The organism is Zwartia sp., assembly GCF_049655405.1.
Taxonomy (GTDB): Bacteria; Pseudomonadota; Gammaproteobacteria; order Burkholderiales; family Burkholderiaceae_B; genus Zwartia.
Window position 1 is genome coordinate 142,766 of the sequence record NZ_JBASJR010000009.1, and the last position, 26,418, is coordinate 169,183.

Below are 26,418 nucleotides of genomic sequence, written 5' to 3' on the forward strand. Positions count from 1 at the left end.
CCTTTACAGACCGTATGCTTTGGCGATCAAGGTGAGAGGGTGAGCCATCTCAGCTTTCGCCAAGCCATTTTCTTCCATACCCTGCTCGATGTGATGGCCGGCAAGCTGGCAATCCGAGCTGATGTAATCAGGGGTGTTATTTGCCATGGCTTTAAAAACCGGCTTGCCGATCTTCATTGCCGTGTCATGAAACTCTTTTTTCACGCCCCATGTTCCCGAGTGACCTGAACAACGCTCAACCACGTTGACCTCTGTCCCGGGTACTAACTTCAACGTTTCAGCGGTCTTTTTACCTACGTTTTGAACACGTGAGTGACATGGGATGTGATAGCTCACGTGACCCAATTCTTCTTTGAAATCAGTATTGAGCAAACCATCGCGGTTACGCGCAATGAAGTACTCAAACGGATCCCACATCGCTTCCTTGACGAGCTGCACATCTTCCTCGTCAGGGAACATCAAAGGCAACTCTTGTTTGAACATCAACGTACAGGAAGGAATGGGCGTGACAATCGCATAGCCTTCACGCGCGAGTTTCGCGAGTTTAGGAATGTTTTTATCTTTGTTCGCTGCTACGGATTCAAGGTCACCGAGCTCAAGCTTGGGCATGCCGCAACAGGCTTCTTTGTCGACCAACTCATAAGGAATCTGGTTGTGCTCAAGAATCTTAATCAGATCCTGACCGATACCTGGCTCGTTGTAATTGATGTAGCACGTTGCGTAAATCGCAACTTTACCAGGCGTTTTCACGCCGTCTTTCACAGGCCACGCTGTCGATACCGTTGCCAGCTGAGTAAAGGTCTTGGGCGCGTATTCTGGGATCCAAGCTTTCTTATCCACGCCAAGTGTCGACTCCATCACCGAGCGCATCACGCCTGTACGATTGATCGCGTTGACAGCCTCAGTCACGATTGGAATGCCCGCGAACATACCCATCTTGTCGGTCGAGGCCAGCAACTTGTCGCGCAGCTTGACGTCGCCTTTCTTGAAATTCACGGCTTTCGCACGCAACATCAAGTGAGGGAAGTCAAGGTTCCATGGGTGGGGTGGCACGTAAGGGCACTTTGTGACGTAACAGACGTCGCAAAGGAAACATTCATCGACAACCTTGTCGTAGTCTTTTTTGTCAACGCCATGTACTTCACCGTCATCGGTCGCGTCAACCAGATCAAACAGTGTCGGGAACGAGCCACACAGGCTCAAGCACCGGCGACAGCCATGACACATATCAAACACACGTTCCATCTCTGTGTGCAGTTTTTCCTCGTCATAGAAGTCTGGATTCGTCCAGTCCAAGGGATGACGGGTGGGTGCCTCGAGACTACCTTCGCGGTTTGACATAGCGGATCCTTAATTTTGTCACCCTGCAAGCGGGTGCAACTCAAATGATTGTGACCAGCAGAGCCGGCCACAGATATTGCAATTCAAGCGGTGAACAACGAGCGTTGTGACCGCTTGAAACCTAGAAGCACTTAGTCAACCAGTGCGTCCAGAGCTTTCTGATAGCGATTGGCGTGTGAACGCTCGGCTTTTGCCAAGGTCTCAAACCAGTCAGCGATCTCGTCAAAGCCTTCGTCGCGAGCGATTTTGGCCATGCCGGGGTACATGTCTGTGTACTCGTGTGTCTCGCCGTGAACTGCAGCTGTCAAGTTCTGACGGCTGGAGCCGATTGGCAAACCTGTTGCTGGATCACCAGAAGCCTCGAGGAATTCGAGGTGACCGTGGGCGTGACCTGTCTCGCCTTCAGCTGTCGAGCGGAACAATGCAGCGACGTCATTCTGACCTTCGATGTCAGCCTTGTTTGCGAAGTACAAGTAGCGGCGGTTAGCCTGTGATTCGCCTGCGAATGCGTCCTTCAGGCACTGTTCGGTCTTTGAACCTTTGAGCTGGGCCATATAGCCTCCTGACAAATGAAAATAATGAGAAGAAGTGGAGTCTAGATCTGAGTGTCGCTAAAAAACCGACTAAATCTGAACTCTGGAGCTAGTGTATGCGGAGCAAATCAATAAAGGAAATTAAATTTATCTACTTTTTAGATAGCTTTTTCCTAATAGACAGCAATAGCTGGGCTCTAAGGGTAAATACCCACCTTAGGGCCTGCTAAAGTGGCTTACTTGCCCGTATCGGCCATCCAGCGCTCCGTTAAACGGACAAAATAGCTGGCACCAACAGGAATGATGGCATCATTAAAGTCATATGAGGTGTTGTGGACCACGCAAGCGCCCTCGCCATGCCCCTCCAGACGATGATGACCATCGCCGTTGCCGATAAATGCGTAGCAACCTGGCTTAGCCATCAGCATGTGAGCAAAGTCTTCGGCAGCCATCACACCGGGGAACTGGTCATTGACCATCTCGGGTCCTACAATTTCTCGCATCACCTGCGCGGCAAACTGCGCTTCTTTGGCATGATTGACGACCGGTGGCGACGCACGCCTAAAGAAAATCTCGGCCTGACATTCGTGCGCAAGCGCGATTTGGACAGCCAAGGTACGTAGACGCTCTTCTAGGCGATCAAGTGCCGACACGGAAAAAGTACGAATCGTCCCACCCACCGCTGCCACATCCGGAATGACGTTCGGCGCCACCGAACCCTCAAGTTGCGTCACCGCCAACAACGCGCGCTCGGTACTCGGGATGACTTTTGCCACCAAACCCTGCAACGCCTGAGCAAACTCAAGTGCCGGCGCAACAGGATCCGTCCCAGTATGAGGAAGCGACGCATGCGTGCCCTGGCCTTTCATTGTGACCTTGAACGTATTACTCGAGGCCATGAAGGGGCCGTTATTCAGTGCAAAACCGCCCACATTACCAATTGAAAAGTTATGCAAACCAAACACAGCTTCGCAAGGAAACCGCTCAAACAAGCCATCTTCGATCATCTTTTTAGCGCCTGCCTTGCCCATTTCTTCGGCTGGCTGAAACACAAAGTTCACCGTACCATTGAAATTGCGTGTTTGCGACAAGTGCCAAGCGGCGGCGAGGAGCATGGTGGTATGACCGTCATGACCACAGGCATGCATCTTTCCATCATTGGTAGACTTGTGCTCAAACTCATTGATCTCTTGTAAGGGCAAAGCATCCAAGTCGGCGCGCAGGCTGAGTGTCCGACCACCCTCGCCAACCTTCAACACGCCCACGACACCTGTGCCCGCAATTCCGCGGTGCACTTCGATTCCCCACTCCTTAAGCAAATTCGCGACGATTTCTGACGTCCGATGCTCATCAAAGCCAAGCTCGGGGTGGGCGTGAATATCACGGCGGATTTTGATAAAGCGGCTGTAGTCCGCAAACGCATCGACAAGTTTCATAGATTGACTATTCCGATTAAAAATTAACGTTGTTACCGCCCTTGAGACCCAAGATATCACGGGCCTCATCAGGCGTCGCGACCTCGCAGTTCAAGGCCTCTAAAACCGTACGAATCCGCGTGACCTGTTCTGCATTAGACGCTGCCATCTTGCCAGGCCCAATCCACAGAGAGTCCTCAAGACCCACGCGCACATGCGAGCCCATCGCAGCACCCATCGTCGCCAATGGAATCTGGTTGCGACCGGCGCCCAGGATCGACCACTGATACTGATCACCAAATAATCGGTCTGCCGTACGGCGCATGTGCATCAGATCTTCTGGGTGAGGACCAATGCCGCCCAAAATTCCAAATACTGATTGAATAAAAATAGGTCCTTTCACCAGACCCTTTTCGGCGAAATGCGACAAGTTATACAGATGACTGATGTCGTAGCACTCAAATTCGAAACGTGTGCCGTTTTCGGAGCCGCGTCGCAAAATCGTTTCAATATCTTTGTACGTATTTTTAAACACGAGATCACGGCTATTTTCAAGATGCTGCCGCTCCCACTCGTGCTTGAATTCTTTGAAACGATCCAGCATCGGAAATAAACCGAAATTCATCGAACCCATATTGAGGGACGCGACTTCAGGCTGAAAGGTCATCGCTGGACGCATGCGCTCCTCAACCGTCATATGAGGACTACCACCCGTCGTGATATTAATGACAGCGTTCGTCGCCGCTTTAATTTCTTTGAGAAAGGGCCGAAAAAACTCTGGGTCTTGCGTGGGTTTTCCATCCTTGGGGTCGCGCGCATGCAAATGCAAAATTGCAGCGCCTGCACGGGCAGCATCAATCGCAGATTTTGCAATTTCCTCGGCCGTCACAGGCAAATGAGGGGACATGCTCGGTGTGTGAATCGCACCTGTTGCCGCACAAGTGATAATGACTTTTCGCGCACTGGCCATGCTGTCTCCGTGTCTTTGTGTTTGATTAAAACCGTTTGATTGAATACGTAAAGTTTGACGATTACTCAGCTGATTTTTTATGCGCAGCCAAGGCCATCAACCGGCGATCTCGCCACAAGCGTCGCGCAAGCAACTGATCCTTTGGCAAGACCGTGCGCCTCTGTGACTCAAGCTTTTCGATCACCGCTTCAGACCAAGGCTCGGTGGAGGTCTGCTCAGTCGAAATCGACTGATACATATCATTAAAGCGTCTTGCATAATCCGCCAGACCGTCTGGCGCGTTGAGATCAATCGTTTCAAAAGGCCCCATAAAAGACCAACGCAGACCAAGACCCTCACGAACTGTCACATCCAGTCCCTCTGCATCGACGTAACCCTGCTCAACCAATCTAAAGGCCTCACGTAAAAGGGCGCCTTGCAAACGATTGAGTACAAAGCCCTTGAGCTCCCGATGAATCTTGACTGGTTTTTGTCCAACGCCCTCCATCACATCCCAGGTTCGCTGCACAACCTGTGCATCTGTCCAGGGTGCACCACAAATCTCAACCACGGGGACAAGGTAAGGTGGATTCACTGGATGCGCAATGAGGCAGCGCGCACGTCCGGGAAGGGCTTCTGTAAACGCAGAGGCTGGAATACTAGACGTTGAGCTCGCTAGGATCGTCGCAGAAGGTGCAAGCGCATCCATCTTGGCAAAGATCTCCTTTTTCATCTCAAGCCGTTCAGGCAAGCTCTCCTGCACATAGTCCGCCCCAAGCAATACTTCTTCAAGCGTGGCACACCCGCTGATACGTGCGATCAGACCAACAGGGTCATCAATCAGACCCGCTGCCTGAAGGTCTGCGACTTGCTTTTCAATTAACGTTGCGGCACCAGCCACCGCGCTAGGATCGCCATCCCACATTTTGACGCGGTGCCCCCCACGGGCAAACACAATCGCCCATGCCTGCCCCACCAGTCCCGACCCAACAATTGCGATATTCATATGCGCCTCAATGCTTTTTTCTATTTATTTGATGAAATTTCTGCTTGCTCACAATAATACGGTTACGTCAAAATCAGCAAGCGATTGCCGTCGAGCGGGTGCGGCACGACAGTAAAGTCAAGGTCAAAGGCGCGTTTGAGTGCAGTCGGCGTCATGACGTCTGCGGGCGTCCCCTGAGCGATAATTTCGCCTCCACCAAGCAAGAGCAGTCGATGGCAATACTGCGCGGCAATATTGAGATCATGCAATACAAGCATGACGCCAATCTGTTGCGTCCGCACCAGTTGAGCGAGGCCTTTCATAAATTGAACTTGATGCTTGGGGTCTAAACTGGAAAGTGGCTCATCCAGCAACAGATACGCCTCGTTCTGAGCATGAATCATTGCCAGGCACTGAACGAACACGCGCGCGAGCTGCACCCTTTGCTGCTCGCCACCTGACAGTGCGGTGTAGCGACTCTGCGCATGCGCAAGCAAATCAGTCTCTAACAGTGCCTGTTGACTCCATGCCTGCACTTCACTACTGGTCGCCTGCAAAAAGGGATAGGCGCCCATCTGAATGACCTCTTGGACACTCAGTTCAAAACTTAAGCTGGGCTGCTGTGGGAGTACTGCGCGTCTCGTAGCTTGTTCGTGCGCGCTGAGTTGAGCAATACTCAACCCACCCAATCGAATTTCACCTGTGGCCACACTTTCATTAAGCTCACCGGCCATCGCAGCTAACAAGCTAGACTTACCCGCACCATTGGCACCCAAGACGCCCACAAGCTCACCCGCTCTCAGTGACATCGTCACGTTTTTCAACACATGACGATGCCCTCGAACAAGCGACAGCTGATTGATTTCAAAGGTCATGAGCGTCTAAAGCTGCCAATGAAGCTGCGTTGGTTTAGCAGTTGCTTCATTTTTAAACGCCCCCATCTTTGACTCATCAAGCAACAGGTGCTGTTTGAGCGATCGGTGGCAGACCGACCACGCTGTCATACCAGGCCGCCAATTTTGGATGGCCTGGGCGCCAAGGTTCATGTGCAAAACGGAAATCTAGATAACCCAACGCACAAGCGACGGCAATGTCGCCAATGGTTTTCAGTGGGCCGAGGCTCGCCGCTTCTTTTTCCAACACATCGACTGCGCGTGCGACTTTGCCACGCTGCAAATCGATGTAACCCACGCGACCTTCATCTTGTGGCAAGGCGATTTCACGACGGCGCGGCTGGCTTGCATCCAAAATACCATCACCAATGGCTTGCAAACGCAGCGCAGCCCAACGCGCAGGGCCAGCTGGGGGGAACAAGGCGGGCGCACTGCCGACGCTGTCCAGAAACTCACAAATCACCGGGCTGTCGAACAACGCGACGCCTTCGTCGGTAATGAGCGTCGGTACTTTACCCAGAGGGTTAGAGTTGGACAAGACGGGATCTGTCGTGGCAATCGTCCACTTTTCTAATTGCTGATCGATTCCTCGTGCAATCGCACAAGCCATCACTTTACGAACATATGGGCTCGCGCCCGAAGCGGTAATTTTCATAAAAGCATCCGGTTAATAGGTGTCTGGGCAAATTCGATCTATTTGTACTACAAAAACCACCCTTCTCAACGCTGCTGCTTTGCAGCAATGCTTGATCGCCTTAAATAGAACAGACTGTAGTAAATTTTCAGCAAGTCTTAGCACCCAACAGACCATTGGATCACCCATGCCCACCCCAATCAATCTTCACGACTTTAGAGCTCTCGCCCAACGCAGACTTCCAAAGATTGCATTTGACTTTATCGATGGCGGCGCCGATGACGAACTCGGTATGCTTAGAAATCGTGAAGCGTTTGCGAAGCATCAGCTTCTACCCCGCTACTTGGTCGATGTGACGCATCGCGATCAAACTGTCGAGCTCTTTGGTCGCAAGTATTCCAGCCCGATTGGCATCTCGCCCACCGGGATGGCGGGCCTCTTTCGAACGGGTGCAGATGCCATGCTGGCTGCTGCCGCAAAAAAAGCGAATGTTCCCTTTCTCTTATCTAGCGCAAGCAATCTAAAAATAGAAGAGGCTGCCGCGATCTCGCCGGACAATGTTTGGTTTCAGATGTACGCCACAAGCGACTCGCGTATCAACCATGATTTAGTCAAGCGCGCACGTGATGCAAACGTCGGCGTGCTTGTCATCACAGTCGATGTGCCTGTGAACTCCAATCGGGAGCGCAATCGTCGCAACGGCTTTACCCGCCCTTTTAGAATGACGCCTTCGATCATGCTGGATGCGCTGACCAAACCAGGTTGGGTGATCGAGTATTTAAAAGCGGGCGGGATGCCGATGATGAGTAACTGGCAACCCTATGCAAAGCCAGGTGCGTCAGCTGACGAAGTCGCAGATATGTACGGCACCCTAACCCCTGCACCGATGACCAACTGGGAAACTGTTGCGGCGATCAGAGACCAATGGACAGGACCGCTGGTGATTAAAGGCTTGCTTCACCCTGATGATGCGACGCAAGCCGTCAAACTTGGCGCTCAAGGCATTATTGTGTCCAATCACGGTGCGCGACAACTCGATAATGCGCCCTCCCCACTCACCATGCTGCCGTCGATCAAAGCGGCAGTGGGTGATCAAGCAACCTTGATGCTTGATAGCGGCGTTCGTCGTGGTTCGGATGTCGTGCTGGCAAAATGCCTAGGCGCGCAGAGCTGTATCTTTGGACGGCCCACTCTTTACGCTGTTGCCGCGCTTGGTCAAGATGGGGCAGATCAAGCCCTTGCCATCATGCGTAAAGAAATTGATGCAGTCCTCACCCAAATCGGCTGCGGAGAGTTCGGCAAGCTAGATGGTCGCTATCTACAACCCTCTAGCTAAATACCGCAAGTCACAAAGCAACAAGAAATGTGACTTAAGCGCTCAACATATCAATCACAACATTGCCAAGCACTTTGCCTTGCTCGACCGCTTCGTGCGCGGCAATGATGTCTGTTAAAGCAAAGCGCGCTCCGATGGCATGCTTCAGTTTACCGGAGGCAAGAATCTCGTTTAGACCTTTGACAGCCACCTCTCGCTCAGCAGGTGTCAAATCGTAAATCAAGAAAAATTGCAACGTTAAACTGGTCGTCAAACACAGACGAAACGGTATCAAGGGCGGCTCAACCCGATTGGAACCAAAACACGCAACCGTCCCATGCGGTGCAAGCGCACCATCGCGCACCAGATCTGTTGTCGTCGAAAAATCCATATCAATGATCGCATCGGCGCCGCGGCCGCCCGTCAGCTCCTTGACGCGCTCAGCCACCACCTCGGTTTTGTAGTTGATCGTTTCTTTGACACCCGCTGCACGCGCATGAGCAGCCTTGGCCTCAGAACTGACCGTGCCAATCACGCGCGCACCTTTTAAAGCGGCCATTTGAGCTGCGTAGTGTCCGACGGCCGAAGCCGCACCGATCACCAACACTGTTTTTCCAGCAACCTCACCACAACGCCTGACCGCCTCAAAAGCCGTCAGACCTGGAATGCCCATACAAGCAGCACCATCAAAATCGACATGCTCAGGCAAGGCAACCGCTTGCGCCGACGGAAGGGCAACGTATTGAGCTGCAGTTCCAAAAGGTCTTTGATACTGAGTGTTCCACAACCAAACGCGTTCGCCCAATCGATCTTTTGATACGCCAGGGCCGACTTGATCGATCACGCCGCCGGCATCGCTGTGCGGCACGATGCGCGGATCATGAATGGGACGATTACGACGAGATTTAACGTCAGAGGGATTCACGCCAGAGGAGTGGATGTTGACCCTGACTTCGCCCGGACCTGCTTCAGGTGTCGGCAGCTCACCCACGAACAACACTTCGCGTGCCTCGCCATTTTTTTCATACCAAGCTGCTTGCATTGCCTCTTCCTGTTTTTCTATTTTTAAATTTTTAATTTACACACGTCTGCTGATACTGCACCAAGCGACCATATTGATCGTACACAGGAATCTGTACCGTGCGGCAAGGAACGGGCAAGGAATAGAACTGACCATAGGGCGGCACGGCGGGGGGGTAAACATTGACAACACTAGGATAAACCGGCGGCGGTGCCACGTAGCGGTTGTATTGACTGCCCACACCAATCACCACGCCCACACCCACGCCAAGCGCGGCCGCATTCCAAGCATTGAAGTTATTTTGCTTGTAACCATAATGGGGCTTGTAGCCGTGCGGATTTCCATGGCGATAGTTGTTGGGCCCTGCGAAAGCGGGCGATAGGGCCGAGGCGGACAGCGTAGCTGCCGCAATCGCCAGTGTGATGGACTTCTTCATCATCGACTCCTTGGAGTGTTGCAATCAGGTCATCACGATTACCGCATATGCAGTTGAAAATCGCTGACACTAAGTTTACGACCAAACAACTGCCCGCATCGCCTAATATGTATAAAAGTTCTCGACACCATTAGGGCGAGGAAATGCAATGTCTACGACAACTGCTGCAACAGAAAGTTCCACTCACGTGACTTTCCAACGATGAACCCTCACGAACCACTCCAAGCCTCTGACGCTTCGCAGCGGCGCGTCCTTTTTTGGCTACTGGGTCTGAACGGTGCGATGTGTATTGTCGAGCTCACTGCGGGTTGGTTCGCCCATTCGGCAGGCCTGATGGCTGACGGTATCGACATGTTCTCGGACGCAGCCGTTTATGCCACAGCACTTTACGCTGTCGGCAAGGCTACGCAATACAAGCTTCGCTCAGCAAAGCTCGCCGGACTCATACAAATTGCGCTCGCGGTTAGTATTTTTATCCGCGTCAGCCATCAAATTTCTGCTGGTACGGTACCGGCATCAAACTCGATGATTGGATTTTCCTTTTTAGCCTTGCTCGTCAATACAATTTGTCTATATCTGGTGGCAAAACACCGCAATGACGGCGTTCATATGCGTGCCAGCTATATTTTTTCTGCCAATGATGTCCTGACCAACCTTGGCGTCATCATCGCCGGCTTTCTGGTTGCTTGGCTCTCCAGCCCTTATCCAGACTGGATTATCGGGACAATCATTGGCGTTGTGGTGCTGAGCGGGGCCATACGAATTTTGCACCTGAAATAAGCTCAGGCTTGCTTAGCGATCTCGTTCAATCGCAAACGTACAAAAATCAATCAGAGCCTGCCTGGCCGGAGAGTCCGGCAGCGTCTCTATTGCCTGACGTGCCAACGCTGCTTCAGCCACTGCGCACTGACTCGCATGTTCGAGCGCACCGGTTTCATGAATTGCGCGCGCAACAGCATCAAAATCAGCCTCACCTTTTTCGATCGCCTCTCGAACCAGCTGCTTTTGCTCAGGATTCCCGACCTCCAACACCCGAATCAGCGGCAAAGTCGGTTTGCCCTCTCGCAAGTCGTCACCGACATTTTTACCCAGGGCCCCCACATCACCGTTGTAATCCAGCACATCATCGACTAGCTGGAAAGCGGTGCCAATGTGGCGCCCATACGCCGCCGCGGCCTCCTGCTGGGCAATCGAAGCCCCTGCCAGCACCGCACCGGCTTCAGCTGCCGCCTCAAATAACTTAGCCGTTTTGAAACGCACCACCTGCAAGTAACGGGCTTCGGAGACATCCGGATCATGGATATTCAGTAATTGGAGGACCTCGCCCTCTGCAATGACGGTGGTCGCCCCCGACATAATCTGCATAATCCGCATACTGTCGACGTCCACCATCATCTCGAAGGCCCGTGAATAGAGGTAATCTCCGACCAAAACGCTAGCGGCATTCCCAAACACGGCATTCGCGGTCCCACGACCCCGTCTGAGGTCAGATTCATCGACCACATCGTCATGCAGCAGGGTCGCCGTATGGATAAACTCCACGGCAGCAGCCATCAAATGCTGGTGATTGCCTTTGTAGCCAAGCGCCTGGGCGATCAGCAACAGCAGGACCGGGCGCATGCGTTTTCCACCTGCGCTGATAATGTATTCCCCGATCGTCCTGATCAACACGACGTCGGAATTGAGTCTGGAACGGATTACGGCATCGACCGTTTCCATGTCCTGGGCCACTGGGGCTAAGAGGTTTGAGAGCTTATGCAAGAGACTTTCTTTTGACTTTCAAGTGGTTACACGCTATTATTTCTGGCTCGGCATCTTAGCCGAGATCCCATTTGCACTAAAACAAGAGGTTAACCCATGTACGCGGTCATAAAAACTGGAGGCAAGCAGTATCGCATTGCTTCTGGTGAAAAACTTAAAATAGAACAGATACCGGCAGACATTGGGCAAGAAATTACGCTAGACCAGGTGTTATCCGTAGGCGAAGGCGACCAATTGAAAATTGGCACCCCGCTCGTGGTAGGCGCAGTGGTTAAAGCAACGGTTCTTGCGCAAGGACGCCACGATAAGGTCAAGATCTTCAAGATGCGACGTCGCAAGCACTATCAGAAGCGTCAAGGCCACCGTCAAAACTACACTGAGATTTTGATTGGTGACATCACAGCCTAATTGCTGCGATTAACCCATTCAACATCACGGAAAGCACCAGGATTAAAAAATGGCACAGAAAAAAGGCGGCGGCTCTACGCGCAACGGTCGCGACTCAGAATCGAAACGTCTAGGCGTTAAAGCCTACGGCGGTGAGCTGATCCCGGCCGGTTCGATCATCGTGCGTCAGCGCGGTACAACGTTTCACCCTGGCACAAACGTGGGCATTGGCAAAGACCATACGCTCTACGCATTGACCAACGGTCACGTTAAGTTCTCAGTGCGCGGCAAGCTCAACAAGTCGACAGTTTCGATTATTTCGGCTGAGTAATTTGCCTGTTTTTCCAAAAAGCCCTGTCGCAAGCGGCAGGGCTTTTTATTTTCACGGTACCATTAGCTCATGAAATTCGTCGACGAAGCCACCATCGAAGTCATTGCCGGCAAGGGCGGCAACGGCGCGCACAGTTTCCGCCGTGAAAAGTTCATCCCCAAGGGTGGGCCAGACGGTGGCGATGGCGGCCGAGGCGGTAGCGTTTTTGCAGTCGCTGATCGCAACATCAACACGTTGATCGACTACCGCTACGCACGTAAACACCTTGCAAAAAACGGTGAACATGGTCGCGGTTCAGATATGTATGGCGCTGCAGCGCCCAACATTACTCTGCGTGTGCCAGTCGGCACGATTATTTACGACGCTGAAACTGGCGAAGAATTGTTCGACATGAATCGCCACGACCAACAAGTCATTTTGGTTGCGGGTGGCGAAGGTGGCCTGGGCAACGTGCACTTCAAATCCAGCGTCAACCGTGCTCCCAAGCAATGGACGCCCGGCAAAGAAGGCGAGCAACGCAAACTGCGTATGGAGCTCAAGGTACTGGCTGATGTCGGCTTGCTGGGAATGCCCAACGCTGGCAAATCCACGCTGATCAGCCGTATTTCCAATGCGCGCCCCAAAATCGCCGACTACCCTTTCACCACGCTTCACCCCAACTTGGGTGTGGTGCGGACTTCCGAATCACGCAGTTTTGTTGTAGCGGATATTCCAGGTCTGATCGAAGGCGCCTCCGAAGGCGCGGGCTTGGGACACTTGTTTTTACGCCACCTCACACGCACCCGTATTTTGTTGCATATCGTTGATGTCTCTTCCCAAGACCCTGACGAGGATTCAGTCGCACGGTCACTTGGCGAAGCACGCGCGATCGTCGAAGAGCTGCGCCTATATGACGAAACCCTTTACAACAAACCTCGCTGGCTGGTCTTGAACAAGCTTGACGTCGTCCCCAATCCCGAAGAAGTCAAAAAACGATTTTGTCAGGAATATGGCTGGACAGGTCCCGTTTATGCAATTTCTGCTCTGTCGGGTGATGGCACGCAACAACTCATCTGGGATCTGCAAAACGCGATTGATGCCTATCGCCAAGTGGACAACATTGCCGAAGACAAGGCAGATGGCACCTACGTCGCTGAAGACCCTCGCTTTGACGAGACGCGCAGCGCTGCTGACAAGCCCGCCCCAGAGCCCAAAGAGTAGACACGTACCCGCCATCTTCCTCAAATCTTGCTTTGTTTAATACCCATGAACAGCACAGCTTTGCCTAGCTCCGTGATTGCCTCAGCTTCGCGTATCGTCGCCAAGGTCGGTTCCTCTCTGGTCACCAATGACGGTCAAGGGCTTGACCGTCAGGCCGTCGCGCACTGGGCCAGCCAGATTGCAGCCCTGAGGAGCCAAGGTAAACAAGTCGTGCTGGTTTCAAGCGGCGCGATTGCCGAAGGCATGGCACGTCTGGGCTGGGCCAAACGCCCAACCTCGATGCACGAACTACAAGCGGCTGCGGCAGTCGGACAGATGGGTTTAGCCCAAGCCTACGAAGTCGCATTTTCCAAACACAATCTACGCACCGCCCAAATTCTTCTGACCCACGAAGATCTTGCGGACCGTCAACGCTACCTCAACGCCCGCTCCACCCTCTTTGCCCTTCTCAGGCTCGGTGTGGTCCCCATCGTCAATGAAAACGATACGGTCGCCACTGACGAAATCGCAGTGGGCGATAACGACACCCTCGGCGCGCTCGTGACCAACCTGATCGAGGCGGATGCGCTGATCATCCTGACAGATCAACGCGGACTCTACGAGTCAGATCCCCGCAAAAATCCCGAAGCACGTTTTGTGTCGCATGGAAAAGCCGGCGACCTGAGCCTTGAAGCGATGGCTGGCGGGTCTGGCAGCGGCATTGGCAAGGGCGGCATGCTGACCAAGATTCTGGCTGCTAAACGGGCTGCACGCAGTGGGGCTCACACAGTGATCGCCTCAGGTCGCGAAGAAAACGTCATGGTGCGCCTGGCGGCGGGCGAATGCATTGGCTCGGAGCTTCGCGCTGAGTTGCCTGTTCTATCCGCCCGTAAACAATGGATGGCCGACCATCTTCGCTTGCGTGGCAAACTCACCCTCGATGCGGGTGCGGTCCAAGCGCTCTTAATCGAAGGCAAAAGCCTGCTTCCAGTTGGTGTGCGCAGTATCGAAGGTGACTTTGAGCCTGGTGATGTCGTCGCCTGTCTCGATCTCGCGGGCAAAGAATGCGCGCGCGGACTGATCAACTACTCCTCCTCGGATGCGCGACGCATCATGGGCCAACCTTCAAGCAAAATCGCCGATATTCTTGGCACAATGACTGAAGCCGAGTTGGTCCACCGAGATAACCTCATCATTCTTTGAGATTGATGGGGGCATCGCTGCCAAACCACACCATCCTGTCCTATACTTTGCACTTGAATGCGGGGGTACTTGGCATGCGCCAGGTTGAGAGAGTCCCTTCGTACCAGTACGGATAATGCCGATGCTGGGAGCGCATCCCGGAAAAATCCGGGATCCATCCCGATTCGGCTCCAATCGATTTTTGGAGCTTTTTCATGAACGCCAATCCTAAATTCCTTGCCGCGACCGCTGAAGTGGACGCTGCCGCTGTTGCCCCCCTGCCAAAATCACGCAAAATTTACGAAATCGGCTCACGTCCCGATATCCGTGTCCCTTTTCGTGAAATCGAGCAAGAAGACACCTCCACCTCTTTTGGTGGAGAAAAAAATCCTCCTTTGACCGTCTACGACACGAGCGGCCCCTACACAGACCCCAGCATCAAAATCGATATCCGTCGCGGCTTGCCAGAGTTGCGTCGCGCTTGGATCGAAGAGCGCAATGACACAGAGTTGTTGAGCGGCCCCAGCAGCGCCTATGGACAGGAGCGCCTGGCTGATCCAAAACTGACTGCCATGCGCTTTGACCTACAGCGTCATCCACGTCGCGCCAAAGCTGGCGCCAACGTCTCGCAAATGCACTATGCCCGCCGCGGCATCATCACCCCGGAAATGGAATATGTCTCGATCCGCGAAAACCTTCGCCGCGAGCAGTACATCGAAAGTCTTCGTGCCACGGGCCCCGAGGGTGAAAAAATGGTCAAGCGCATGCTACGTCAGCATGCGGGAGAGTCCTTTGGTGCCTCGATCCCCCATCTGATTACACCCGAGTTCGTGCGCGAAGAGATTGCGCGCGGCCGTGCCATCATTCCTGCCAACATCAATCATCCCGAAGTTGAACCGATGGCCATCGGTCGCAATTTCCTGGTGAAAATCAACGCCAACATCGGCAACTCAGCTGTCAGCTCCGGCATTGCCGAAGAAGTCGAAAAAATGACCTGGTCGATCCGTTGGGGTGGCGATACGGTGATGGATTTGTCTACAGGCAAACACATTCACGAAACACGTGAGTGGATCGTGCGCAACTCCCCCGTGCCAATCGGTACAGTGCCGATCTATCAAGCCTTGGAAAAAGTCGACGGCAAAGCCGAAGATTTGACCTGGGAAATCTTCCGCGACACGCTGATCGAGCAAGCGGAACAAGGCGTGGATTACTTCACCATCCATGCAGGTGTGCGCCTGCCCTTTATTCCCATGACCGCCGACCGCATGACTGGCATCGTCTCGCGTGGCGGCTCAATCATGGCCAAGTGGTGCTTGGCGCACCACAAGGAAAGCTTCCTTTACGAGCGTTTCGAAGAAATCTGCGAAATCATGAAAGCCTACGACGTCAGCTTCTCGCTGGGAGATGGCTTGCGTCCAGGCTCAGGCTTTGATGCCAACGACGAAGCGCAGTTTGCCGAACTCAAAACCTTAGGCGAGCTCACCAAAGTGGCATGGAAGCACGACGTTCAAGTCATGATCGAAGGTCCCGGACATGTACCAATGCAGCTCATCAAAGAAAACATGGAGATGCAGCTTAAGCATTGCGATGAGGCACCTTTCTATACACTCGGACCACTGACCACGGATATTGCGCCTGGCTACGACCACATTACTTCTGGCATTGGCGCCGCGCTGATCGGTTGGTACGGTACCGCCATGCTCTGTTATGTCACACCCAAAGAACACCTGGGTCTGCCCAACAAGAAGGACGTGAAAGACGGCATCATTACCTACAAAATCGCCGCGCATGCCGCAGATTTGGCTAAAGGACATCCAGGCGCTGCGATTCGTGACAACGCCCTGTCCAAGGCCCGCTTTGAGTTCCGCTGGGACGACCAGTTCAACCTCGGCCTAGACCCCGATACGGCCAAAGACTTCCATGACGAGACCTTACCCAAGGACTCGATGAAAGTCGCGCACTTCTGTTCGATGTGCGGCCCACATTTCTGCAGCATGAAGATCACACAAGATGTGCGCGACTATGCCAAGAAACTGGGAGTGGAAAACGATGCGGCTCTCAAAGTCGGCATGCAAGAAAAAGCGGTCGAGTTTGTCAAGAAAGGTTCTGAGATTTATCACAAGACCTGATCTGGAGCGCAACCACCCATGGCACGCAGGCTCCCCTTTATCGATGCCGCAAAGGGTATCGCTTGTCTTGTGATTGTGGTGCATCATTTAGCGGTATACGGCCCGATGTCAGAAGTCATCGGTGCCGTTTATTCTCAACTCATCGACGCAATCGTCGTGTATGGCCGCCTAGCCGTTCAGCTCTTTTTTGTCGTGGCGGGCTATTTTGTCGCCTCACAATTTGCACCCAAGGGATGCACAACGCCAATCAACCCGGGCCCTCTGGTCTGGAAACGCTACAAACGCCTCATCACCCCCTTTCTCTTTGCCGTCACGCTCGCGGCGCTCATCACAGCGCTTGTTCGTCCGTGGTTTCAACACGCATCACTTTCGGCGGCACCCACGATCGGCCAACTGCTCGCCCACCTCTTTCTACTCTATGACTTAATCGGCCTCGAAGCACTATCAGCCGGAGTTTGGTACGTGGCGGTGGACTTCCAGCTGTTTGCCTTGACGATGGTGCTGATTGCGCTCATTCACATGATGCCTGCGCGTTGGCACAGCTTGCTTCCCGTCGTAGTCACGGCACTGACAGCATGGTCGCTCTGGCACCTCAGCCTGCACTCGCAATATGAAATCGCTGCGCCTTACTTCTTTGGGTACTACGGACTCGGTATGCTGTCCTATTGGGCGGCGCGCACGCCTGCCAAAGGCTGGTTTCTGATTCTCATTGCCTTACTTGGTCTGGTCGCACTCGGCATCGAGTTTCGCAAATCTGTTGCAACCGCAACGGTCAGCGCGCTCATACTCAGCATTGCCAGTGCACGTGGCTGGCTGGAACAATGGCCACGCTCCGCCCGTTTGCACTGGCTAGGCGAACGCTCTTATTCGATTTTTTTAATTCACTATGGCCTGATTATCGGCATCAATGCACTCTGGAGCGTATGGTTTCCGAGCGGCATCCTGATCAATCTGCTTGGCATCGCAGTCGCCGTGGCCGTATCCATTGCGGGCGGTGCAGTGCTCTATCGTTTCGTAGAGTCCCGACCTGGTGTGCTTGGACTGAACCTCACCACGGCTCTACTCGTCACGGGCATACTGGTCACATTGGCGCTTGAGTCCTACAACCGATAAATAAGGTGACCGCGCGGTGCCCTTGAGACACACCGCGCCACTCACCTAACCAAGATTGGGCGCCAAGCTTCGTTTAACATCCGCAGCTGTCCGGCCAGAACGTTTGACATAGTCTTCGACCTGATCTTCGCCAATCGGGCCCACGCTGAAGTATTGCGACTGCGGATGACTGAAATAAAAGCCTGACACGCTGGCCGCGGGATGCATTGCGTAACTTTCCGTCAGCATCATGCCAATATCCGCACCATCCAGCACCTCAAACATTTCACGCTTGACCACATGCTCAGGGCACGCTGGATAGCCTGGAGCGGGTCGAATGCCGACATAGGCTTCCTTGATCATCTGCTCATTGGTCAAGGACTCGTCTGGCACATAGCCCCACAAATCCGTTCGGACACGCGCGTGCAAGGCCTCGGCAAAAGCCTCTGCCATGCGGTCCGCCAACGACTTAAACATGATTGAAGAATAATCATCATTGGCTTTTTCAAATTCTTTTTCTTTCTTGTCGACACCAATCCCGGCCGTCACAGCAAAGAGACCGATGTAGTCCATGACGCCCGAAGATTTTGGTGCGATAAAGTCCGCCAAACATTTGTTTTCAACACCCTCGCGCTTGATGCCTTGCTGACGCAAGCCGCGCCACGTAAACAGCACCTTTTCGCGCGTCTCGTCTTGATAGATTTCGATGTCATCATCATTGACCGTGTTGGCGGGATAAAAAGAGACCACGCCATTGGCTGTTAACCACCGACCGTCAATGATGCGCTTGAGCATCGCCTGCCCATCGATATGCACTTTACGCGCCTGTTCGCCCACAACCTTGTCATCCAGAATCGCGGGATACTGTCCAAACAAGCTCCACGTTTGAAAAAATGGCGTCCAGTCGATATAGCGGGCGAGATCAGCAAGATCAAAGTTTTTAAAGGTACGTCGACCGATAAACTTGGGGCGTGGTGGTTGATATGTAGACCAGTCAAACTTGGGTTTAGCTGCCCGCGCATCTGCGATCGACATCAAGGGCGCAACCTGACGGTTGGCATGACGGCGACGGACGTCTTCGTACTCTAGCGCCAACTCTTCAAGGTAGGTATTGGCGGTCTCTGAGACGAGGTTCTGTGCAACGCCAACCGAGCGACTCGCATCGGGCACATAAATCACAGGGCCCTCGTAATGCGGCGCAATCTTGACGGCAGTATGCACACGGCTGGTGGTGGCGCCACCAATCATCAATGGAATCTTGCGGCTGCGGAAGTACTCATCGCGCTGCATTTCGCTGGCCACATACGCCATCTCTTCGAGACTAGGCGTAATCAATCCCGATAAACCAACGATATCGACCTTTTCAGCCTTAGCGCGATTCAAGATCTCAGCCGCGGGGACCATCACGCCCATGTTGATGACTTCAAAGTTATTACACTGAAGCACCACAGTCACAATATTTTTACCAATATCGTGGACATCGCCTTTGACCGTCGCAATCAGGATCTTGCCCTTTGCGCGCACATCACCACCTGCCGCTGCAATGAGCTTTTTTTCCTCTTCGATAAACGGCACAAGGTGACCGACCGCCTGTTTCATCACGCGTGCGGACTTGACCACCTGCGGCAAGAACATCTTGCCCTCACCGAACAAATCTCCCACGATATTCATGCCGTCCATCAGCGGACCTTCGATCACCTCAATCGGGCGACCGCCGCGCTCAGCGATCTGCTGGCGAATTTCTTCGGTATCCTCAATGATGAACTGCGTCATCCCATGCACCATGGCATGCGCGAGTCGTTTTTCAACAGACTGTTCACGCCAGGTGAGGTCTTCTTCGCGCTTGGCACCACTGCCTTTGACCGAATCCGCAAACGACACCAGCCGCTCGGTCGGAGTGCGCGTGTCATTCGCCTCAGTTAAACCTACAGGCTGTTGGCGATCCAGCACAACATCCTCGACCAGATCACGCAGCGTAGGAGAGAGTTCTGCATACACACCTAACTGACCGGCATTGACGATACCCATCGTCAGGCCTTCGCGAATGGCGTAATACAAAAAGACCGTATGAATCGCCTCGCGCATGGCTTCGTTACCACGGAACGAGAAACTGACGTTCGAAATGCCGCCAGAGATACGCGCATGCGGAAGCGCTGCGCGGATCCATTTAGTCGACTCGATAAAATCGACCGCGTAATGGTTGTGTTCTTCGATCCCCGTTGCAATCGCAAACACGTTAGGATCGAAAATAATGTCTTCGGGTGGGAAGCCGACCTCGTTGATCAACAAGTTGTAAGCGCGAGTACAAATTTCCTGGCGACGCTCAAGCGTATCGGCCTGACCTTTTTCATCAAAAGCCATCACCACCGCTGCTGCACCGTAACGACGGCACAACCGCGCTTGTTTGAGGAAAGGCTCCTCGCCTTCTTTGAGGGAAATCGAGTTGACAATCGACTTACCTTGAACGCACTTGAGTCCTGTCTCGATCACGGACCACTTGGAGCTATCGATCATGATCGGCACGCGCGCGATATCGGGCTCGGAGGCGATCAAGTTCAGAAACCGATGCATACACGCCGCCGAATCCAACATGGCTTCGTCCATGTTGATATCGATGATCTGCGCACCGCTCTCGACTTGCTGACGCGCCACAGCAACCGCTTCGTCGTATTTCTCTTCGCGAATCAGACGCGCGAACATTTTGCTGCCCGTGACGTTAGTACGCTCGCCGACGTTCACAAACAAGGTCTCGCCATCGATATTCAGGGCCTCGAGTCCTGACAGGCGCGTCTTAACAGGAATCTCTGGCACAGCGCGCACCGGTAAGCTGCAAACCTTATCCGCGATCGCTTTGATGTGCTCGGGCGTCGTGCCGCAGCAACCTCCCGCCACGTTGACGAGTCCAGAGCGCGCAAACTCCTCAAGCAAAGCAGAGGTATCAGCAGGTGTCTCGTCGAAACCTGTTTCACTCATTGGGTTGGGTAAGCCTGCGTTCGGATACACGCAGACATAGGTGTCACAAATCTTAGCCAGCTCGGCGATGTAGGGACGCATCAGCGCCGCGCCTAACGCGCAGTTCAGACCGATCGTGATAGGACGGGCATGGCGAACCGAGTTCCAGAAACCCTCGACCGTCTGGCCAGACAAGATGCGACCCGAAGCATCTGTCACTGTTCCGGATACCATCACGGGCAGACGTTCGCCGCGTGCTTCAAACACCTCTTCGACCGCAAAAATCGCCGCTTTGGCATTCAGCGTATCAAAAATGGTTTCGATCAAAATCAAATCGACGCCGCCGTCGAGCAGACCATTGAGCTGCTCGATATAAGCCACGCGCAACTCGTCAAACGTCACATTCCGTGCGCCTGGGTCGTTCACATCAGGAGAGATGGATGCGGTCTTGGGTTGTGGCCCTAGGGCGCCGGCAACAAAGCGCGGACGCTCAGGCGTACTGAACTTGTCGCAGGCCGCGCGCGCCAAGCGTGCCGACTCCAGATTTAACTCATAGGCGAGCTCGGGTAAGTCGTAATCACCCTGCGCAATGGTCGTCGCACCAAACGTATTGGTCTCCACCACATCGGCACCGGCCTCGAAGTATTGCTCGTGGATCGCCTGAATGATATCGGGGCGCACGATCGACAAAAGCTCGTTGTTGCCTTTGACGTCCTTGCCATGCGCTGCAAAACGACTGCCGCGAAAATCCGCCTCGGATAATTTGTAAGTCTGAATCATCGTGCCCATTGCGCCATCGAGAATCAAGATGCGCTCGGCCAATAAGCGGGCAAATGCCGCGCCTCTGGTGTAGCGCTCGATGGGATAGGGCAGTGTTGGATAGGTCATGATGAGTCAAAAAAAACGTGAGGTCCGGGGTAGCAGACTCGGTTGCTAAAAGGATTGGGCCGGTAAGCAAAATCCTTCGCACAATGCGCAGCAAAACAACTTGCCAGTTTAACAAAAGAGGGACTGTGATACAGTAATGTAAGAATTGGTGCTTTCGATGTAAAAACCTTGTTGCCACAAGCAACATCGTGCATTGGGAAAGTTAAACGGGAAACAGGGAGACGGATCCATACGGATCTTCGTGCCTGTGCTGCCCCCGCAACGGTCAACGTCTGGTCCTTCAACAATGAAGCCCACCTGACGCCAGCCCGATACCGGCCAGTTCAAGTGGGATGGGCTCTTTAGAACTCTTCCTTTTGAACGTTCAGGATGTGCGGGGACGCACGTCACTACGAGGTTTCTCATGCATCACTCTGTTTGCCGGCTCAAATCCGGTCGTTTTTCTATTGCTCTAGCGATTTCTGGCGCATTTGCCTCTGGCATCGCCCTTAACCTCACCTCCCCAAGCAGCGCGCTGGCGCAGCCCTTGCCCGCCCCAGCCTCCGCTCAAGTCCCTCAGCTCGCCACCATCGTCGTCACGCCGGCGCGAACGCCTGAGCCGTTGTCGCAAACCTTGGGGGACAACAGCGTCATGACGCGGGAGACGCTCGACACGTTACCCAACGGCACGCTCTCAGACGCACTGATTCGCGAGCACAGCATTGAGGGCGTGAACCTCGGCGGCCCACAAACCGTCAGCACCATCAATATTCGCGGTACCAATAGCAACCAGTCGCTCGTCTTGATCGATGGCGTACGCGTCAATAACGCCACCAACGGTTTGCCTCCGCTTAATGCGATTCCCCTCAACAGTATCGAACGTATTGAAATCGTTCGAGGCACCAGCAGCAGCTTGTATGGCGCCGACGCCATTGGCGGAGTGGTCAACATCATCACGCGCAGCGACACAGACCGACCCTTTTCGGCCTATGCCAATGCGGGCGTTGGTACCTATGCAACCACTCAATACGATGCAGGCTTTTCAGGGGCCAAAGACGGCTGGAGCTACAGTTTGTTTGGTGGTTACGGCCAAAGTGCGGGCTTTAACGCCACGCAACGCTCTAATTACTATCAAAACCCTGACAATGATTCCTACTACCGCAGCAATATCGGTGGTTCACTCGGCTATACCTGGAAACCCGGTCAGACATTGACCTTGCAAACCTACCAGTCCAAGGTCAACGGTAGCTACGACGCTGGTGCCCCGTATTTTGGTGATCGTGGCATTCAAACCCTCAGCAACAATATCCTCACGAGTCGCAATGTGATCTCCTCGTTTTGGACGAGTACGCTCAGAGCAGGGTTTTCAACCGACCTCTACAAAACCATCAACGTCGATGCCACGCAAAATTTCTACAACACCCCGGATGGGAAACAACACTTCAAAACCAATCAGAGTCAGTATGTTTGGCAAAATGATCTGACGTTTTCACCCACTCAAATCGTGAGCCTTGCCTACGAAAGGCTTGAGCAAAGTGTCGACGGCGCCTTAGTCGACAACATTTCTCCCGGGTTGGTAAATTATCAACAAACCTCGCGCTTTACCAATTCGTTATTAGCAATTTATCGCGGCACTTGGGGGGCACAATCTGTTCAGGCGAGCGTGCGCAACGACAATAACTCTCAGTTTGGCAACGTCACGACTGGCAGCCTGTCTTACGGCCTCGAACTGACTCCGCGCTGGAAAGCGAGCATCGGCGCCAATACGGGCTTTAGAGCACCTAATTTCAATGAACTCTACTGGCCGGTGACGCCCAGTTTTATGGGTAACCCGTTGCTGCAACCCGAGCGCTCGCAAAACGTTGAAGCAGGCCTGAAGTACACCACGGACAATACGCAACTCGGCCTCACGCTCTATCGAAACAACATCGACAATTTGATTTTGAACGAGCCTTCTATCCCCGGAGATTTCTACTCGCCTTACACGCCGATGAATATTGATCGCGCGCTGATCACGGGCATTACGCTCACCGGTTCACAGAAACTGGGACGCAACACGCTGATCAAAGGGAGCTTTGACTGGTCAAATCCCCGCAATGCCAATACGGGTGAGCTGCTGCCTCAACGCGCCCAGCGCGTGTTAAAAATGGCGGTCGATCAAAACCTGGGTAAAGCAAAACTGAGCGGTGAACTGTTCGTGACCAGCCAACGGCGCGACGCACTCACCAACGATACGCTGGGTGGTTTCGGACTCATGAATTTGGTCGGAAGCTATCCTCTGACGGAAAATACCGACATCCAGGTTCGCTGGAACAACATTTTTGCAAAGCAATACACACTCGTACAGGGCTATGCCACACCAGGGTCGAATGTCTTTGTAAATCTCGCACTCAAAATGTAGTGCAATACATTGAGGGTCAATATGTTGTGTTGAAAAACGTTGTCTTGGCGTGTGCAAGTGTAATGGCGTGTCTGGCGTTAATGCCTCACAGCCATGCACAAACACGCGTCACCGATGATCGTGGCACTAACATTCAATTGGCAGCACCCGCCCGTCGCGTCATCACGCTCTCGCCCCATGCAACCGAGCTGGTCTTTGCTGCGGGCGGCGGCGCTCAAATCGCCGCAACTGTCCATGCCAGCGATTTTCCAGAAGCCGCACGCACGCTCCCTCGAATCGGCGAAGGCTTACAGCCAGAACCGGAGGTCGTGTTGCGCCAAAAACCGGATCTGTTGATTGGCTGGCAAGCATCACAATTTTCAACGCTCAATGCGCTGCGCATCCCGTCTTTTTTAAGTGCCCCAAAGACACTCGACGACATTCCGAACACCATCGAAAAATTTGGTGTCCTACTTGGCACACAGGATATCGCACAGTCTCGCGCCTCCGCTCTTAGGGTTCAAATTGATCAGCTCAATCAAACGCCTTTTGCTGGACCGCCGGTACGTGTGTTTTTGCAAGTCGGCGAGCCTCCCGAATATTCTCTCAATCGATCGCATCTGCTCTCTCACGTGGTCGAGGCCTGTGGAGGCGTCAATGTTTTTGAGGCTTCTGCGGCAATCGCGCCTAAAATAAGCGCTGAAAGTGTATTGGCACAACGCCCGGCGCTGGTATTGCTCGGCAGAGTCGGTGCGACAGCAACACCCGTTCAAGACGCCGCCACACAACAGTACTGGTCACACCTGAATTTGCCGGCCGCACAGGCAGGACGCGTCTACGTGATGGATTCAGATGTACTCTATCGTCCCGGTCCAAGACTGATTGAAGCGGCAAAAGCAATTTGCAGCATCATTGAACAAGCCCGAAAATAGCGGGTGACGCCATACAACCGAGAATGCTTATGAAGAACGCCTCCACAGATCCGCTGATTATCGCTGGCAAAACTTATCAATCCCGACTTTTGGTCGGCACCGGTAAATACCAAGATTTCGAACAGACGCGCCAAGCGATTGATGCGAGCGGGGCTGAGATCATCACGGTCGCCATTCGACGCACGAATATTGGACAAAACACCCAAGAGCCCAGCCTGCTTGAGTATTTACCCCCTAGTCAATTCACGCTGCTGCCCAACACGGCGGGCTGCTACAGCGCGGAAGACGCCGTACGTACCCTGCGCCTGGCCCGTGAGCTGCTTGACGGACATCGCTTGGTCAAACTCGAAGTGCTCGGCGATCCACACACTCTGTTCCCAAACATGCCTGAAACGCTCGCCGCCGCGAAAACGCTCGTGGCAGACGGCTTTGACGTGATGGTCTATTGCACCGATGATCCTGTCCAATGCCACATGCTTGAGGATATTGGCTGTGTGGCCGTCATGCCGCTAGCGTCCCTCATTGGCTCTGGCATGGGCATCCTCAACCCTTGGAACCTGCGCTTGATTATTGATCAGGCGCGTGTGCCTGTCTTGGTGGATGCCGGTGTTGGCACTGCCTCAGATGCCACCATTGCCATGGAGCTTGGCTGCGATGGCGTACTCATGAATACAGCGATTGCAGGGGCGCAACAACCTGTGCTGATGGCCAGTGCCATGAAAAAAGGTGTCGAAGCGGGCCGTGAGGCCTTTCTCGCCGGTCGCGTTCCCCGCAAAACCTATCAGGCTGCACCGAGTTCACCCACCACGGGCTTGATCACGCCAAAGAGCCCCTCATGAGTCAAACCGAAACGGCACGCCTGATTCCCAACACACTCACCATCGCAGGCATGGATCCCTCTGGGGGAGCCGGCATTCTGGCCGACGTCAAAGCGATGAGTGCACTGGGTGCATACGCATGCGCGGTGGTTGCAGCGCTCACTGCGCAAAACACGCAGGCGGTGACCGATATCTCGCCTGTCAATCCACCTTTTGTCCGCGCGCAGATTGATACGCTGTTTGCCGATGTCCTGATCCATGCCACCAAAATTGGCATGCTGGGTCAGACAGGCGTCATTGAAGTGGTGGCGGATCGTTTAGGTCATTTCAAGCCTGAACATATTGTGTTGGATCCGGTCATGGTGGCCAAAAGTGGTGATCTGCTGCTCGAACAAAAAGCCGTTGGCGCACTCAGAGAACAGCTGCTTCCACTCGCCACGATCATTACCCCAAACCTGCCTGAAGCTGGCGTATTGCTGGAGATGCGAAGCGTCGAAACCGTGCGTGAGATGCGACGCGTCGCCGAACGTCTACGCAACCTGATGACGCACGGCGGACACCGTTGGGTGCTCGTGAAAGGGGGGCACTTGCCTGGCAATGACACCATTGATATCTTGCACGATGGCGATCAGATGATCGAGTTACCTGGCCATCGGATCCCGACACGCAATACACACGGGACGGGCTGCACGCTGTCGTCCGCCCTGACGGCCCTCCTACCTCAGACCGAAAGCGTGCCCATCGCTACCAAAATGGCAAAAGATTACTTAATTCAGGCGATCTTGCACGCAGATTCCCTTCACGTTGGGCACGGCCATGGCCCTGTTCACCACTTTCACAAACTATGGGCAGGAAAACCCTTACAATGAGGGTTTTCCGCCATGTG

The 26,418-nt window shown here is 53.6% G+C and carries 23 protein-coding genes and 1 riboswitch; of the genes, 12 read left to right on the top strand and 11 right to left on the bottom strand.

Annotated features, from left to right (window positions below):
- Positions 1-3: 3 nt before the first annotated feature.
- From WBJ47_RS06510 to WBJ47_RS06540, 7 genes are all read right to left on the bottom strand, one after another.
- Entirely contained in the window at positions 4-1,341 is a 1,338-nt protein-coding gene (locus tag WBJ47_RS06510) for a heterodisulfide reductase-related iron-sulfur binding cluster (RefSeq protein ID WP_422246359.1), read from the bottom strand.
- Between the two features lie 131 nt (positions 1,342-1,472).
- Positions 1,473-1,895, bottom strand: coding sequence for a ferritin family protein (locus tag WBJ47_RS06515; RefSeq protein ID WP_028816461.1), 423 nt, complete (start codon positions 1,893-1,895; stop codon positions 1,473-1,475).
- A gap of 215 nt (positions 1,896-2,110) precedes the next feature.
- Positions 2,111-3,310, bottom strand: a complete 1,200-nt coding sequence (locus WBJ47_RS06520) for a M20 aminoacylase family protein (RefSeq protein ID WP_422246361.1) — start codon at positions 3,308-3,310, stop codon at positions 2,111-2,113.
- A 16-nt stretch (positions 3,311-3,326) separates the two neighbouring features.
- The gene (locus WBJ47_RS06525; RefSeq protein ID WP_422246363.1) at positions 3,327-4,259 is read right to left on the bottom strand and encodes a 3-keto-5-aminohexanoate cleavage protein; all 933 of its coding nucleotides are present in this window, start codon (positions 4,257-4,259) and stop codon (positions 3,327-3,329) included.
- A gap of 61 nt (positions 4,260-4,320) precedes the next feature.
- Positions 4,321-5,244, bottom strand: coding sequence for a 3-hydroxyacyl-CoA dehydrogenase (locus WBJ47_RS06530; RefSeq protein ID WP_422246365.1), 924 nt, complete (start codon positions 5,242-5,244; stop codon positions 4,321-4,323).
- A gap of 62 nt (positions 5,245-5,306) precedes the next feature.
- On the bottom strand, positions 5,307-6,098 hold the full coding sequence (locus WBJ47_RS06535; RefSeq protein WP_422246367.1) for a heme ABC transporter ATP-binding protein: 792 nt from the start codon (positions 6,096-6,098) through the stop codon (positions 5,307-5,309).
- Positions 6,099-6,174: 76 nt separating this feature from the next.
- Positions 6,175-6,771 (bottom strand): glutathione S-transferase C-terminal domain-containing protein, encoded by a 597-nt coding sequence (locus WBJ47_RS06540; protein WP_422246369.1) that lies wholly within the window; start codon positions 6,769-6,771, stop codon positions 6,175-6,177.
- Between the two features lie 166 nt (positions 6,772-6,937).
- On the opposite strand from WBJ47_RS06540, the gene WBJ47_RS06545 reads away from it, so the two are divergent.
- Positions 6,938-8,086, top strand: a complete 1,149-nt coding sequence (locus WBJ47_RS06545) for an alpha-hydroxy acid oxidase (protein ID WP_422246371.1) — start codon at positions 6,938-6,940, stop codon at positions 8,084-8,086.
- A gap of 34 nt (positions 8,087-8,120) precedes the next feature.
- On the opposite strand, the gene WBJ47_RS06550 is transcribed toward WBJ47_RS06545, so the two are convergent.
- Both WBJ47_RS06550 and WBJ47_RS06555 read right to left on the bottom strand, forming a co-directional pair.
- Positions 8,121-9,107 carry an NADPH:quinone reductase gene (locus tag WBJ47_RS06550; RefSeq protein WP_424585377.1) on the bottom strand — a complete coding sequence of 329 codons (987 nt, stop codon included), beginning with the start codon at positions 9,105-9,107 and terminating at the stop codon, positions 8,121-8,123.
- Between the two features lie 31 nt (positions 9,108-9,138).
- Entirely contained in the window at positions 9,139-9,522 is a 384-nt protein-coding gene (locus tag WBJ47_RS06555; RefSeq protein WP_422244702.1) for a hypothetical protein, read from the bottom strand.
- A gap of 201 nt (positions 9,523-9,723) precedes the next feature.
- Between WBJ47_RS06555 and WBJ47_RS06560 the strand changes: the two genes are divergently transcribed.
- On the top strand, positions 9,724-10,302 hold the full coding sequence (locus WBJ47_RS06560; RefSeq protein ID WP_422244700.1) for a cation transporter: 579 nt from the start codon (positions 9,724-9,726) through the stop codon (positions 10,300-10,302).
- A gap of 12 nt (positions 10,303-10,314) precedes the next feature.
- Here WBJ47_RS06560 and ispB read toward each other — a convergent pair whose 3' ends face one another.
- Positions 10,315-11,283, bottom strand: coding sequence for an octaprenyl diphosphate synthase (gene ispB, locus WBJ47_RS06565; protein WP_422244699.1), 969 nt, complete (start codon positions 11,281-11,283; stop codon positions 10,315-10,317).
- Positions 11,284-11,379: 96 nt separating this feature from the next.
- Between ispB and rplU the strand changes: the two genes are divergently transcribed.
- The 6 genes from rplU to WBJ47_RS06595 all read left to right on the top strand — a co-directional run bounded on the left by rplU (position 11,380) and on the right by WBJ47_RS06595 (position 17,604).
- Positions 11,380-11,691 carry a 50S ribosomal protein L21 gene (rplU, locus tag WBJ47_RS06570; RefSeq protein WP_422244697.1) on the top strand — a complete coding sequence of 104 codons (312 nt, stop codon included), beginning with the start codon at positions 11,380-11,382 and terminating at the stop codon, positions 11,689-11,691.
- 49 nt (positions 11,692-11,740) lie between these two features.
- Complete coding sequence (rpmA, locus tag WBJ47_RS06575; RefSeq protein ID WP_028816477.1) at positions 11,741-12,001, top strand: 50S ribosomal protein L27; 261 nt, start codon at positions 11,741-11,743, stop codon at positions 11,999-12,001.
- 69 nt (positions 12,002-12,070) lie between these two features.
- A complete protein-coding gene (obgE, locus tag WBJ47_RS06580) occupies positions 12,071-13,201 on the top strand; it encodes a GTPase ObgE (protein WP_422244695.1) in 1,131 nt (376 codons plus the stop codon).
- A 45-nt stretch (positions 13,202-13,246) separates the two neighbouring features.
- The gene (gene proB, locus WBJ47_RS06585; RefSeq protein ID WP_422244693.1) at positions 13,247-14,383 is read left to right on the top strand and encodes a glutamate 5-kinase; all 1,137 of its coding nucleotides are present in this window, start codon (positions 13,247-13,249) and stop codon (positions 14,381-14,383) included.
- 194 nt (positions 14,384-14,577) lie between these two features.
- On the top strand, positions 14,578-16,491 hold the full coding sequence (thiC, locus tag WBJ47_RS06590; RefSeq protein ID WP_422244691.1) for a phosphomethylpyrimidine synthase ThiC: 1,914 nt from the start codon (positions 14,578-14,580) through the stop codon (positions 16,489-16,491).
- Between the two features lie 18 nt (positions 16,492-16,509).
- Complete coding sequence (locus WBJ47_RS06595; protein ID WP_422244689.1) at positions 16,510-17,604, top strand: acyltransferase family protein; 1,095 nt, start codon at positions 16,510-16,512, stop codon at positions 17,602-17,604.
- A gap of 45 nt (positions 17,605-17,649) precedes the next feature.
- On the opposite strand, the gene metH is transcribed toward WBJ47_RS06595, so the two are convergent.
- Entirely contained in the window at positions 17,650-21,423 is a 3,774-nt protein-coding gene (metH, locus tag WBJ47_RS06600) for a methionine synthase (protein ID WP_422244687.1), read from the bottom strand.
- 134 nt (positions 21,424-21,557) lie between these two features.
- Positions 21,558-21,760: riboswitch (cobalamin riboswitch) on the top strand.
- Between the two features lie 66 nt (positions 21,761-21,826).
- Between metH and WBJ47_RS06605 the strand changes: the two genes are divergently transcribed.
- The 4 genes from WBJ47_RS06605 (at position 21,827) to thiD (ending at position 26,401) form a co-directional block, all read left to right on the top strand.
- The gene (locus tag WBJ47_RS06605) at positions 21,827-23,803 is read left to right on the top strand and encodes a TonB-dependent receptor domain-containing protein (protein WP_422244686.1); all 1,977 of its coding nucleotides are present in this window, start codon (positions 21,827-21,829) and stop codon (positions 23,801-23,803) included.
- An 80-nt stretch (positions 23,804-23,883) separates the two neighbouring features.
- Entirely contained in the window at positions 23,884-24,714 is an 831-nt protein-coding gene (locus tag WBJ47_RS06610) for an ABC transporter substrate-binding protein (protein ID WP_424585623.1), read from the top strand.
- Positions 24,715-24,743: 29 nt separating this feature from the next.
- Complete coding sequence (locus WBJ47_RS06615) at positions 24,744-25,553, top strand: thiazole synthase (protein ID WP_422244682.1); 810 nt, start codon at positions 24,744-24,746, stop codon at positions 25,551-25,553.
- On the top strand, positions 25,550-26,401 hold the full coding sequence (thiD, locus tag WBJ47_RS06620; protein ID WP_422244680.1) for a bifunctional hydroxymethylpyrimidine kinase/phosphomethylpyrimidine kinase: 852 nt from the start codon (positions 25,550-25,552) through the stop codon (positions 26,399-26,401). Before WBJ47_RS06615 ends, thiD begins: the two co-directional genes overlap by 4 nt.
- Positions 26,402-26,418 lie beyond the last annotated feature (17 nt).